At 61.4% G+C, this 11,639-nt stretch carries 12 protein-coding genes and 1 pseudogene; 7 read left to right on the top strand and 6 right to left on the bottom strand.

What is annotated here, in order from left to right:
- Positions 1 to 63: 63 nt before the first annotated feature.
- The 3 genes and pseudogenes from tag to ACIP66_RS20175 form a co-directional block, all read left to right on the top strand.
- Positions 64 to 573 (top strand): annotated as a pseudogene (gene tag, locus ACIP66_RS20185) (DNA-3-methyladenine glycosylase I); the annotation flags it as partial.
- Positions 574 to 613: 40 nt separating this feature from the next.
- Positions 614 to 1,501 (top strand): lysophospholipid acyltransferase, encoded by an 888-nt coding sequence (locus ACIP66_RS20180; RefSeq protein WP_400650304.1) that lies wholly within the window; start codon positions 614 to 616, stop codon positions 1,499 to 1,501.
- Positions 1,502 to 1,608: 107 nt separating this feature from the next.
- The gene (locus ACIP66_RS20175; RefSeq protein WP_053125318.1) at positions 1,609 to 1,848 is read left to right on the top strand and encodes a PilZ domain-containing protein; all 240 of its coding nucleotides are present in this window, start codon (positions 1,609 to 1,611) and stop codon (positions 1,846 to 1,848) included.
- 4 nt (positions 1,849 to 1,852) lie between these two features.
- On the opposite strand, the gene ACIP66_RS20170 is transcribed toward ACIP66_RS20175, so the two are convergent.
- The 5 genes from ACIP66_RS20170 to def form a co-directional block, all read right to left on the bottom strand.
- Positions 1,853 to 2,167 carry a tetratricopeptide repeat protein gene (locus ACIP66_RS20170; RefSeq protein WP_053125320.1) on the bottom strand — a complete coding sequence of 105 codons (315 nt, stop codon included), beginning with the start codon at positions 2,165 to 2,167 and terminating at the stop codon, positions 1,853 to 1,855.
- Positions 2,168 to 2,296: 129 nt separating this feature from the next.
- Positions 2,297 to 3,673 (bottom strand): Trk system potassium transporter TrkA, encoded by a 1,377-nt coding sequence (gene trkA / locus ACIP66_RS20165; protein ID WP_400650300.1) that lies wholly within the window; start codon positions 3,671 to 3,673, stop codon positions 2,297 to 2,299.
- Positions 3,674 to 3,695: 22 nt separating this feature from the next.
- Positions 3,696 to 5,006, bottom strand: coding sequence for a 16S rRNA (cytosine(967)-C(5))-methyltransferase RsmB (gene rsmB, locus ACIP66_RS20160; protein WP_212545436.1), 1,311 nt, complete (start codon positions 5,004 to 5,006; stop codon positions 3,696 to 3,698).
- Positions 5,003 to 5,962 (bottom strand): methionyl-tRNA formyltransferase, encoded by a 960-nt coding sequence (gene fmt / locus ACIP66_RS20155; RefSeq protein WP_400650297.1) that lies wholly within the window; start codon positions 5,960 to 5,962, stop codon positions 5,003 to 5,005. The genes rsmB and fmt overlap by 4 nt, the downstream gene beginning before the upstream one ends.
- Before the next feature lie 58 nt (positions 5,963 to 6,020).
- On the bottom strand, positions 6,021 to 6,527 hold the full coding sequence (def, locus tag ACIP66_RS20150; RefSeq protein ID WP_053125329.1) for a peptide deformylase: 507 nt from the start codon (positions 6,525 to 6,527) through the stop codon (positions 6,021 to 6,023).
- Positions 6,528 to 6,689: 162 nt separating this feature from the next.
- Here def and ACIP66_RS20145 point away from each other — a divergent pair, with 162 nt between their 5' ends.
- The 3 genes from ACIP66_RS20145 to ACIP66_RS20135 all read left to right on the top strand — a co-directional run bounded on the left by ACIP66_RS20145 (position 6,690) and on the right by ACIP66_RS20135 (position 9,509).
- Positions 6,690 to 7,715, top strand: coding sequence for a LysM peptidoglycan-binding domain-containing protein (locus ACIP66_RS20145; RefSeq protein ID WP_400650295.1), 1,026 nt, complete (start codon positions 6,690 to 6,692; stop codon positions 7,713 to 7,715).
- Positions 7,716 to 7,795: 80 nt separating this feature from the next.
- Positions 7,796 to 8,896 carry a DNA-processing protein DprA gene (gene dprA, locus ACIP66_RS20140; protein WP_400650292.1) on the top strand — a complete coding sequence of 367 codons (1,101 nt, stop codon included), beginning with the start codon at positions 7,796 to 7,798 and terminating at the stop codon, positions 8,894 to 8,896.
- A gap of 55 nt (positions 8,897 to 8,951) precedes the next feature.
- Positions 8,952 to 9,509: an L-threonylcarbamoyladenylate synthase gene (locus ACIP66_RS20135; RefSeq protein WP_053125335.1), complete on the top strand. Its 558-nt coding sequence runs from the start codon at positions 8,952 to 8,954 to the stop codon at positions 9,507 to 9,509.
- Positions 9,510 to 9,597: 88 nt separating this feature from the next.
- Here the strand turns inward: ACIP66_RS20135 and ACIP66_RS20130 are convergent, their stop codons facing one another.
- Positions 9,598 to 10,575 carry an NADPH:quinone reductase gene (locus ACIP66_RS20130; protein ID WP_400650289.1) on the bottom strand — a complete coding sequence of 326 codons (978 nt, stop codon included), beginning with the start codon at positions 10,573 to 10,575 and terminating at the stop codon, positions 9,598 to 9,600.
- Between the two features lie 149 nt (positions 10,576 to 10,724).
- On the opposite strand from ACIP66_RS20130, the gene hemF reads away from it, so the two are divergent.
- Positions 10,725 to 11,639 (top strand): oxygen-dependent coproporphyrinogen oxidase, encoded by a 915-nt coding sequence (hemF, locus tag ACIP66_RS20125; RefSeq protein WP_400650286.1) that lies wholly within the window; start codon positions 10,725 to 10,727, stop codon positions 11,637 to 11,639.

Here is an 11,639-nt window from a genome sequence, read left to right as displayed (position 1 = left end):
AAACACACGACAAAAAAGAAAAACAACATTTACTGTACATAAGAACAGATGTAAAACGATAAACACGATCAGGAGTGGGGCACGCCGCTACGCGATGCGCAGGGTTTGTTCGAGTTGCTTTTGCTCGAAGGGTTCCAGGCTGGCCTGTCGTGGATCACCGTGCTGCGCAAACGCGAGCGTTATCGCGAGGTGCTGTTCGGCTTCGACGTGCAGCGCGTGGCGCAGATGAGCGACGCCGAAATCGACGAATTGATGCTCGATCCGGGGATCATCCGCAACCGCCTCAAACTCAACGCCGCCCGCCGCAATGCCCAGGCCTGGCTGGCGCTGGAGGATCCGGTGACCTTCCTCTGGTCGTTCGTCAACGACCAACCGATCATCAATCATTTCAAGGATCGCAGCGAAGTCCCGGCGATCACCCCCGAAGCACTGGCGATGAGCAAAGCCCTGAAAAAGGCCGGTTTCACGTTCGTCGGCCCGACCATTTGCTACGCGCTGATGCAGGCCTCGGGCATGGTCATGGATCACACCCGCGACTGCGACCGCTACGCGCAGCTCGTCAACGGCGGTTAGAATGGCCGCCTCGCGCACCGCACAAGATCAGGAGTGACCTGTGGAAAAGTTTAAAGGCGCCTTGCTGGTAGGCGCTCTGCGGCTGTTTGCCCTGCTGCCATGGCGGGCCGTGCAGGCCGTGGGTTCGGCGATCGGCTGGATCATGTGGAAAACCCCCAACCGCTCCCGCGACGTGGTGCGGATCAACCTCGCCAAATGTTTTCCACAGATGGATCCGGCCGAACGTGAGCGTCTGGTCGGGCAGAGCCTGAAAGACATCGGCAAGTCGCTGACCGAAAGCGCCTGCGCGTGGATCTGGCCGGCGCAGCGTTCGATCGATCTGGTGCGCGAAGTCGAAGGCCTCGACGTGCTCAAAGACGCTTTGGCCTCGGGCAAAGGCGTGGTCGGCATCACCAGCCACCTCGGCAACTGGGAAGTGCTCAACCACTTCTATTGCAGCCAGTGCAAACCAATCATTTTCTACCGTCCGCCAAAGCTCAAGGCTGTGGACGAATTGCTGCGCAAACAGCGCGTGCAACTGGGCAACAAGGTCGCCGCCTCCACCAAGGAAGGCATCCTCAGCGTGATCAAGGAAGTGCGCAAAGGTGGTGCAGTGGGCATCCCCGCTGACCCGGAACCGGCCGAATCCGCCGGGATCTTCGTGCCGTTCTTCGCCACACAAGCGCTGACCAGCAAATTCGTGCCGAACATGTTGGCCGGTGGCAAAGCGGTCGGCGTGTTCCTGCATGCGCTGCGCCTGCCCGACGGTTCTGGCTACAAAGTGATCCTCGAAGCCGCGCCCGAAGCCATGTACAGCAACGATACCGCCGAATCCTGCGCAGCAATGAGCAAAGTCGTCGAGCGCTACGTCGCTGCGTACCCAAGCCAGTACATGTGGAGCATGAAGCGCTTCAAAAAGCGCCCACCCGGCGAAGAACGCTGGTACTGAAAAAGTTGGCACACTCTGTGGATAACTTGTAGGAGCTGCCGCAGGCTGCGATCTTTTGATCTTTCTCTTTCAGTTATCCACAACCCGTTCAAAAAGGGCGCACCAAGATGTCCGAACACCGCAAATCCTTCCGCATCAAAATCACCCACGACAGCTTCGGCGAATGCCTCGGGCAAACCCGCAATCTATCGCCAACCGGGGTCTATGTGCAGCATCCGAGCCTGGCGTCGTTGCCCAAAGGCGCGGTCGTCTATGGCCAGGTGCAGGATTTACCCACAGGCGCGCCACGGGTGCGAATGGAAGTGGTAACGGTCGACGCCGAAGGCATCGGCTTGCGCTACTTGTAGAACGTCACTGCGCCTGACGATCGAGTTTCTTCAAAAACACCGTCATTTCCTTCTCGGCCTGCTTGTCGCCATGGGCGCGAGCGGCTTCCAGACCTTGTTCCCATGCCTGACGCGCGGCGGCAGTGTCGCCCAGCGCCAGTTGCGCCTTGCCCAACAGTTTCCACGCGGCGGAATACTTCGGATCGAAGCCGACGCAGCGCTGGAAATGTTCGGCGGCTTTGCCGTTTTCGCCCAGATCCAGATAGCCCTTGCCCAGGCCGAAGCGCAGCAGAGAGTTATCCACACCCTTGGCGAGCATTTTTTCCAGGGATTCGAGCATTTTTGCACCCTCGCTTCAGTGATCGTTCCCACGCTCCGCGTGGGAATGCCTCAATGGACGCTCTGCGTCCGCTCTTGGGACAGAGCGTCCCGGGCTGCATTTCCACGCGGAGCGTGGGAACGATCAACCTCAGAAGAAGCTCAACCCCACATGAAACAGCTTCTCCACATCGCGAATATGCTTTTTATCCACAAGGAACAGAATCACATGGTCGCCCGCCTCGATCACCGTGTCGTCGTGGGCGATGATCACTTGTTCGTTGCGGATCACCGCGCCAATCGTGGTGCCCGGCGGCAGGCCGATCTTCTCGATCGGTTTGCCGATGACCTTGCTCGATTTCGCATCACCGTGGGCAATCGCCTCGATCGCTTCCGCCGCGCCGCGACGCAGTGAGTGCACGCTGACGATATCGCCACGGCGTACGTGCGCCAATAACGTGCCGATGGTCGCCAGTTGCGGGCTGATGGCGATGTCGATGTCGCCGCCCTGAATCAGGTCGACGTAGGCCGGGTTGTTGATGATCGTCATGACCTTCTTCGCCCCCAGCCGTTTGGCCAGCAGCGACGACATGATGTTGGCTTCGTCATCGTTAGTCAGCGCGAGGAAGATATCGGCGTCGGCGATGTTCTCTTCCAGCAGCAAATCGCGGTCGGACGCGCTGCCCTGCAACACCACGGTGCTGTCGAGGGTGTCGGAGAGGTAGCGGCAGCGCGCCGGGTTCATCTCGATGATTTTCACCTGATAACGGCTTTCGATGGCCTCGGCCAGGCGCTCACCGATCTGTCCGCCGCCAGCAATGACGATGCGTTTGTAGGTTTCGTCGAGGCGGCGCATTTCGCTCATCACCGCGCGAATATTCTCACGCGCGGCGATGAAGAAGACTTCGTCGTCGGCCTCGATCACCGTGTCGCCCTGCGGCAAGATCGGCCGGTCACGACGGAAAATCGCTGCGACGCGGGTTTCGACATTCGGCATGTGTTCGCGCAACTGGCGCAGTTGTTGACCGACCAGCGGCCCGCCGTAATAGGCGCGCACCGCGACCAGTTGCGCCTGACCTCCGGCGAAGTCGATCACTTGCAACGCGCCCGGATATTCAATCAGGCGCTTGATGTAATTGGTCACCACTTGCTCGGGGCTGATCAGCACGTCGACCGGAATCGCTTCGTTCTGGAACAGTTGCTCTTCGCGGTTCAGGTAGGACGCTTCGCGCACCCGGGCGATTTTCGTCGGGGTGTGGAACAGCGTGTGAGCGACCTGGCAGGCGACCATGTTGGTTTCGTCGCTGTTGGTCACGGCCACCAGCATGTCGGCATCATCCGCGCCGGCCTGGCGCAATACCGACGGCAACGAGCCACGGCCCTGGATGGTGCGGATGTCGAGGCGGTCGCCGAGGTCGCGCAGGCGTTCGCCGTCGGTGTCGACGACGGTAATGTCGTTGGCCTCGCTGGCCAAATGCTCGGCCAGCGAACCGCCGACCTGTCCCGCACCGAGGATGATGATTTTCATCCAGTCACTCCATTGAATCCGTTTAGCCGCGCGCGGCAGCGATCTTGATCAGCTTGGCGTAGTAGAACCCGTCATGCCCGCCCTGCTGGGCCAGTAATTGGCGACCATGCGGCTGTTTGATTCCGGCCGTGGTGGCCAGATCCAGTTCGCGGGCGCCCGGTGTGCGCTCAAGAAACGCGGCGATGACTTCGGTGTTCTCGGTCGGCAGCGTCGAGCAGGTGGCGTAAAGCAGAATGCCGCCGACTTCGAGGGTTTTCCACATGGCGTCGAGCAGCTCGCCTTGCAGTTGCGCGAGGGCGACGATGTCGTCCGGCTGACGGGTCAGCTTGATGTCCGGATGGCGACGGATCACGCCGGTGGCCGAGCACGGCGCGTCGAGCAGGATGCGCTGGAACGGTTTGCCGTCCCACCATTTTTCGGTGTCGCGACCGTCAGCGGCGATCAGTTCGGCGTTGAGGCCGAGGCGCTCAAGGTTTTCCTTCACGCGCACCAGACGCTTGGCTTCCAGATCCACCGCGACCACGCCGGCCAGCGCCGCTTCGGCTTCGAGGATGTGACAAGTCTTGCCACCCGGCGCGCAGCAGGCGTCGAGCACGCGTTGGCCTGGCGCCAGGTCGAGCAGGTCGGCGGCCAGTTGCGCGGCTTCATCCTGCACGCTGATCCAGCCTTCGGCGAAACCCGGCAGGCTGCGCACATCGGCGGCGGCTTCGAGAATGATGCCGTCGCGGCTGTAAACGCAGGGCGTCGCGGCAATCCCGGCTTCAGTCAGCAAGCCGAGGTAGGCGTCGCGGCTGTGATGGCGGCGGTTGACCCGGAGGATCATCGGCGGATGCGCGTTGTTCGCTTCGCAGATGGCTTCCCACTGTTCCGGCCAGAAAGCCTTGAGGGATTTCTGCAGCCAGCGCGGATGGGCGGTACGCACCACCGGATCACGCTCCAGTTCGGCAAAAATCGTTTCGCTTTCGCGCTGAGCGTTACGCAACACCGCGTTGAGCAGGCCTTTGGCCCAAGGCTTTTTCAGCTTGTCGGCGCAACCGACGGTTTCGCCGATGGCGGCGTGGGCCGGCACGCGGGTGTAGAGCAATTGGTAGAGGCCGACCAGCAGCAACGCCTCGACATCGGCATCGGCGGTTTTGAACGGCTTCTGCAGAAGTTTTTCCGCCAGTGCCGACAGGCGCGGCTGCCAGCGCGCGGTGCCGAACGCCAGATCCTGAGTGAAACCGCGATCGCGATCTTCAACCTTGTCCAGTTGTGTCGGCAGCGAACTGTTCAGCGAAGCTTTGCCGCTGAGCACGGCGGCGAGTGCCTTGGCGGCGGCCAGACGCGGGTTCATTGCGCGTCCACCGCTGCGCCGAGCACCGTGCCGACAGCGAATTTCTCGCGACGGCTGTTGAACAGATCGCTGAAGTTCAGCGCTTTGCCACCGGGCAACTGCAGGCGGGTCAGGCACAGCGCCTGTTCGCCGCACGCGACGACCAGGCCGTCCTTGCTGGCGCTGAGGATTTCACCCGGCGCGCCGTTGCCTTCGGCAATGGTCGCCGCCAGCACTTTCAGCGCTTCACCGTTGAGGGTGCTGTGGGTGATCGGCCATGGGTTGAAGGCGCGCACCAGTCGCTCCAGTTCAACCGCCGGACGGCTCCAGTCGATGCGTGCTTCGTCTTTGTTCAATTTGTGCGCGTAAGTGGCGAGCTCATCGTTCTGCACTTCGCCTTCCAGCGTGCCTGCGGCCAGACCGGCAATCGCTTGCACCACGGCCGGCGGGCCCATCTCGGCGAGGCGATCATGCAAGGAGCCGCCAGTGTCTTCGCCCGTGATCGGCGTGACGACCTTGAGCAGCATCGGCCCGGTGTCGAGGCCAGCTTCCATGCGCATCACGGTCACGCCGCTTTCGGCATCACCGTGTTCGACGGCGCGCTGAATCGGCGCCGCACCGCGCCAGCGTGGCAGCAACGAGGCGTGACTGTTGATGCAACCCAGGCGCGGAATATCCAGCACCGCTTGCGGCAGGATCAGGCCGTAGGCGACCACCACCAGCAAATCCGGCTTCAGCGCGGCCAGCTCGGCTTGAGCGTCAGCGTTGCGCAACGTCGGCGGCTGCAACACCTGGATATTATTTTCCAGCGCGAGCTGTTTGACCGGGCTCGGCATCAGTTTTTGCCCGCGACCGGCCGGACGATCCGGTTGGGTGTAGACCGCAACGATCTCGTAAGGGCTGCTCAGCAGGGCCTTGAGGTGTTCGGCGGCAAATTCCGGGGTACCGGCAAAAACGATGCACAGTGGCTCAGTCATGGAAGGCGTCTCTTGAAAAGAAAAAGGCTTGCCGCAGCAAGCCTTTGAAGGAGGGGCATCAAGCGTTCTGGCGGTGGAGCTTTTCCAGTTTCTTCTTGATCCGGTCGCGTTTGAGCGTGGACAGGTAATCGACGAACAATTTGCCGTTGAGGTGGTCGCATTCGTGCTGGATGCACACCGCGAGCAGGCCTTCGGCGATCAGTTCATAGGGCTTGCCGTCGCGATCCAGCGCCTTGATCTTGACCTTCTGCGGGCGGTCGACGTTTTCGTAGAAACCCGGTACCGAGAGGCAGCCTTCCTGGTATTGCTCCATTTCTTCGGTCAGCGATTCGAACTCGGGGTTGATGAACACCCGGGGCTCGGTACGGTCTTCGGAAAGGTCCATCACGACGATACGTTTGTGCACGTTGACCTGGGTCGCGGCGAGGCCGATGCCCGGCGCTTCATACATTGTTTCAAACATGTCGTCGACCAACTGACGCACTTCGTCGTCCACTACAGCCACAGGTTTGGCGATAGTGCGCAGACGCGGGTCCGGAAATTCGAGGATGTCTAAAATGGCCATAGGCTTTGATTGCTGCACGTGTTGAGTAAAGTCGGGTCGATGGCCTGGCAGGTCCGAAGATGCAGGCTACCGTTTGTGAAGCGTAGCTTGTGCATTTTGCTCAAGCGAGCCACGGGGGCTCTGACGGTTCACGCGAACGCACATGATAAAGGGATTCACTGCATGAGGAAAACACTACTCGCCCTGCTGTTGCTGGCTTCGGCCGGCGTAGCGCAAGGGCAAGTGCAACTCAGGGATGGTTTTCCACAGCAATACACGGTGGTTACGGGTGACACACTCTGGGACATTTCCGGCAAATACCTGCGCGAGCCTTGGCAATGGCCGCAGTTGTGGCGGGCCAATCCGCAAATTGAGAACCCCAACCTGATCTATCCCGGCGACACGCTGACGCTCAGCTACGTCAATGGCCAGCCGCGTCTGACGCTCAATCGCGGCGAGTCGCGCGGCACCATCAAACTCTCACCACGGATTCGCACCAGCCCGGTGGCCGAAGCGATTCCGAGCATTCCACTGAAATCGATCAACAGTTTTCTGCTGAGCAACCGCATCGTCGACAAGGCCGAAGATTTCGACAAGGCGCCGTATATCGTCGCCGGCGATGCCGAGCGTGTGCTCAGCGGCACCGGCGACCGCATCTACGCGCGCGGCCATTTCGACCCGAATCAACCGGTCTACGGCATCTTCCGCCAAGGCAAGGTCTACACCGATCCGCAGACCCAGGAGTTCCTCGGCATTAACGCCGACGACATCGGCGGCGGTGAAATCGTCGCGACCGAAGGTGACGTCGCCACCCTGGCCCTGCAACGCACCACGCAGGAAGTGCGCCTCGGCGACCGCTTGTTCAGCGGCGAAGAGCGTTCAATCAACTCGACGTTCATGCCCAGCGCGCCCGCCACCCAAATCAACGGCGTGATCATCGACGTGCCACGCGGCGTCACTCAGATCGGCGTGATGGACGTGGTCACCCTGAACAAGGGTAAACGCGACGGATTGGTCGAAGGCAACGTGCTGGAGGTCATGAAAACCGGCGAAACCGTGCGCGACCGCATCACTGGTCAACCGCTGAAAATTCCCGACGAACGCGCCGGGTTGCTGATGGTGTTCCGCACCTACGACAAACTCAGTTACGGCCTCGTCCTTAACGCATCGCGCTCGCTGGCGGTGCTCGACAAGGTGCGAAATCCGTAAGCTTGCTTCACAAGTTACCAACAGAGTTATCCACAGCTTGTTCCGAATGGTTCGGAGCTTATAACGATCAAGGATGATCCATGATGATGTCTGCCTCCACGCCGGTTTCCCCGGCAGAACTGGAAGCGCGCCTGCGCCTGCACCGCTTGCCGGAAATCGGTCCGAAGCGTTTTAGCAAATTGCTCGAAGCCTTTGGCTCGGCCTCAAAAGCCATCAGCGCGCCCGCGAGTGCCTGGCGTTCGCTGGGAATGCCGGCGGCGAGTGCCGAAGCGCGGCGTTGCCCGCAAGTGCGCGATGGCGCCAGCCACGCAATGCGCTGGCTAGAGCGGCCGGAGCATCATTTGCTGATGTGGGATCAGCCGGATTACCCGGCACTGCTGGCACAGATTCCGGATCCACCGCCGCTGCTGTTTGTCGCCGGTGATCCACTGATTTTGGAGAAACCGCAGTTGGCGATGGTCGGCAGCCGCCGCGCTTCGCGTCCGGGAATGGACACGGCGGCGGCGTTTTCCCGCAGCCTCGCCGGGGCCGGTTTTGTCATCACCAGCGGTCTGGCGCTGGGCATTGATGCCGCTGCGCATCAAGCTGCGCTGGATGTCGGCGGGCTGACCGTCGGGGTGCTCGGCACCGGGCTGGAAAACTTTTATCCACAGCGCAATCGACGCCTCTGCGACGCGATGATTGCGTCCGGCAGCGCGGTGCTTTCGGAGTTTCCGCTGGACGCCGGGCCGACCGCGAGCAACTTCCCCCGGCGCAACCGGATCATCAGCGGTTTGTCCCTTGGCGTTCTGGTGGTCGAGGCCAGCGTTGCTAGCGGATCCTTGATCACGGCGCGGCTGGCGGCAGAACAGGGGCGCGAGGTTTACGCGATTCCCGGCTCGATTCATCACCCCGGCGCGCGCGGTTGTCACCAATTGATTCGCGATGGCGCGGTGCTGGTGGAAACCATCGAGCACATCCTCGAAGCCCTGCGCGGCTGGCAGCGTTTGCCGCTGTCCACAAACACGCCGCAAGTCGATCATCCACTGCTGATGTTGCTGCACGCCGCGCCGCATACCAGCGAAGGTCTGGCCGACAGCAGCGGCTGGGCGTTACCGAAAGTGCTGGCAGCGCTGACCGAACTGGAAATGGATGGCCGCGCGGTGAGTGAAAACGGCCGCTGGTTTGCGCGGGTGAGCTAGGTTTTACAAGGAAGATCGGTAAACTGCGCGAAACCTGTTTGTGGAGAGTTTTTTCATGGTCAACAGTTGGCGTGTGCAACAAGCCGCACGAGAGATTCGCGCCGGGGCGGTGATTGCCTATCCAACCGAAGCCGTCTGGGGCCTGGGTTGCGACCCGTGGAATGAAGAAGCGGTGGATCGGCTGCTGGCGATCAAGAATCGCTCGGTCAATAAGGGCCTGATTCTGGTCGCCGACAACATTCGCCAGTTCGATTTCCTGTTCGAAGACTTCCCGCAAGAGTGGCTCGACCGCATGGCTAGCACCTGGCCGGGACCGAACACCTGGCTGGTGCCGCATCAGGGCTTGTTGCCGGAATGGGTGACGGGTGTGCACGACACGGTGGCGCTGCGCGTTAGCGATCATCCGCAGGTGCGTGATCTGTGCTCGATGGTCGGGCCGTTGATTTCGACCTCGGCCAACCCGCAAGGGCGCCCGGCAGCGCGCACGCGGTTGCGTGTTGAACAGTATTTCCGTGGGCAGATTGATCTGGTGTTGGGCGGGGAATTGGGTGGGCGCAAGAACCCGAGCCTGATTCGTGATTTGGCCACGGGCAACATTGTGCGCCCGGCTTAAGACCGCGTCGCTTCCATCGCGAGCAGGCTCACTCCTACATTTGGAATGCGTTCCCCTGTAGGAGTGAGCCTGCTCGCGATGGGGCCAATCAAGGCAACAGAATTGTCGAACCTGTGGTGCGTCGCGCCGACAACTCAGTCTGCGCCTTAGCCGCCTCAGCCAACGAATAACGCTGGCTGATATCCACCTTGATCTTGCCGCTGATGATCATCTCAAACAGCTCATCCGCCATCCGCTGCAAGTTCTCCGCGTTATTGGCGTAAGTCGCCAACGTCGGCCGGGTCACGTACAGCGAACCCTTCGCCGCAAGAATCCCCAGATTCACGCCGTCCACCGCGCCCGACGCATTACCGAAACTCACCAGCAAACCACGCGGTGCAACGCTGTCCAGCGACGTCAGCCACGTGTCCTTGCCCACACCGTCGTAAACCACCGGGACTTTCTTGCCATCGGTCAACGCCAGCACGCGTTCGGCAACGTTTTCGTGGCTGTAATCGATGGTCGCCCAAGCGCCATTGGCCTTTGCCAGCTCAGCCTTCTCTTTCGAGCTGACGGTGCCGATCAACTTCACGCCCAGCGCCTTGGCCCATTGGCAGGCCAGCGAACCGACACCACCGGCAGCGGCGTGGAACAAAATGGTTTCGCCACCCTTCAATTCATAGGTCTGGCGCAGCAGGTACTGCACGGTCAGGCCCTTGAGCATCACGCCGGCGGCGGTTTCGAAACTGATTTCATCCGGCAGTTTCACCAGATTGGCTTCAGGCAAAACGTGCAACTCACTGTAGGCGCCCAACGGGCCGCTGCCGTAGGCCACGCGATCACCGACCTTGAAACGGGTGACGCCGCTGCCGACCGCGTCAACCACGCCTGCACCTTCGGCGCCTAGGCCGGATGGCAAGGCTGGCGGCGCATACAGACCGCTGCGGTAATAGGTGTCGATGAAATTCAGGCCAATCGCCTTGTTCGCCACGCGCACTTGATTCGGGCCGGGTGCGGCGGGTTCGTAATCAACAAATTCGAGCACTTCGGGGCCGCCGTGGGCGCGGAACTGGATACGCTTTGCCATCTGCCTGCTCTCCTTGGGTCTTTCGTGAACCCCCTATCCAACTCCCATGCTTGATCTTCGTCAACTGCGGCGCGCTGTTCTGCGGTGGTATGCTACGCGCCCATTTGCGTCGCCCGCCTGCGGGGCGCCGCCCGATTCAAGGTGAAGCCATGACGACCCGCACCGACGCCGTAAAGGCCTATCTGCTCGACCTGCAAGACCGCATCTGCGCCGCACTCGAAAGCGAAGACGGCGGCACGCGCTTCGTCGAAGACGCCTGGACCCGGCCTGCCGGCGGTGGCGGTCGCACCCGCGTGATCGAGAACGGCACGCTGATCGAAAAGGGCGGCGTCAACTTTTCCCACGTTTTCGGCAGCGGTCTGCCGCCGTCCGCCAGCGCCCATCGCCCGGAATTGGCCGGTCGCGGTTTCGAGGCCCTCGGCGTGTCGCTGGTGATCCACCCGCACAACCCGCATGTGCCGACGTCTCACGCCAATGTGCGTTTTTTCATCGCCGAGAAAGAAGGCGAAGAGCCGGTCTGGTGGTTCGGTGGCGGCTTCGACCTGACCCCGTATTACGGCAACGAAGAAGACTGCATCCACTGGCATCGCATCGCCGAGCAAGCCTGCGCGCCATTCGGCACCGACGTTTATCCGCGCTACAAGGCCTGGTGCGACACCTACTTCCACATCAAGCACCGCCACGAACCGCGCGGCATCGGCGGGCTGTTCTTCGATGACTTGAACGAGTGGGACTTCGACACCAGTTTCGCTTTCATGCGCGCCATCGGCGACGCCTACATCGATGCTTATCTGCCGATTGTGCAGCGCCGCAAAAATGATGTGTTCACCGCGCAGCAGCGTGAGTTCCAGGAATTCCGCCGTGGGCGCTACGTCGAGTTCAACCTGGTTTATGACCGCGGCACGTTGTTCGGCCTGCAATCGGGCGGACGTACCGAGTCGATCCTGATGTCGCTGCCACCGCAAGTGCGCTGGGGCTATGACTGGAAGGCTGAACCGGGCAGCGAAGAAGCGCGCCTGACCGAGTACTTCCTGCAAGACCGCGACTGGTTGGCCGAAGCCTGA

It is taken from the genome of Pseudomonas sp. NPDC088429, assembly GCF_044753305.1.
Taxonomy (GTDB): Bacteria; Pseudomonadota; Gammaproteobacteria; order Pseudomonadales; family Pseudomonadaceae; genus Aquipseudomonas; species Aquipseudomonas rustica.
The sequence above is the reverse complement of the archived record's forward strand: the minus strand, read 5'-3'. Positions and strand labels throughout refer to the sequence as shown.

Excerpts from the sequence above, each read along its gene's own strand:
- ACIP66_RS20175 (WP_053125318.1), top strand. The coding sequence starts at position 1,609 with ATGTCCGAACACCGCAAATCCTTCCGCATCAAAATCACCCACGACAGC.
- ACIP66_RS20170 (WP_053125320.1), bottom strand. The coding sequence starts at position 2,167 with ATGCTCGAATCCCTGGAAAAAATGCTCGCCAAGGGTGTGGATAACTCT.
- trkA (WP_400650300.1), bottom strand. The coding sequence starts at position 3,673 with ATGAAAATCATCATCCTCGGTGCGGGACAGGTCGGCGGTTCGCTGGCC.
- rsmB (WP_212545436.1), bottom strand. The coding sequence starts at position 5,006 with ATGAACCCGCGTCTGGCCGCCGCCAAGGCACTCGCCGCCGTGCTCAGC.
- fmt (WP_400650297.1), bottom strand. The coding sequence starts at position 5,962 with ATGACTGAGCCACTGTGCATCGTTTTTGCCGGTACCCCGGAATTTGCC.
- def (WP_053125329.1), bottom strand. The coding sequence starts at position 6,527 with ATGGCCATTTTAGACATCCTCGAATTTCCGGACCCGCGTCTGCGCACT.
- ACIP66_RS20145 (WP_400650295.1), top strand. The coding sequence starts at position 6,690 with ATGAGGAAAACACTACTCGCCCTGCTGTTGCTGGCTTCGGCCGGCGTA.
- dprA (WP_400650292.1), top strand. The coding sequence starts at position 7,796 with ATGATGATGTCTGCCTCCACGCCGGTTTCCCCGGCAGAACTGGAAGCG.
- ACIP66_RS20135 (WP_053125335.1), top strand. The coding sequence starts at position 8,952 with ATGGTCAACAGTTGGCGTGTGCAACAAGCCGCACGAGAGATTCGCGCC.
- ACIP66_RS20130 (WP_400650289.1), bottom strand. The coding sequence starts at position 10,575 with ATGGCAAAGCGTATCCAGTTCCGCGCCCACGGCGGCCCCGAAGTGCTC.
- hemF (WP_400650286.1), top strand. The coding sequence starts at position 10,725 with ATGACGACCCGCACCGACGCCGTAAAGGCCTATCTGCTCGACCTGCAA.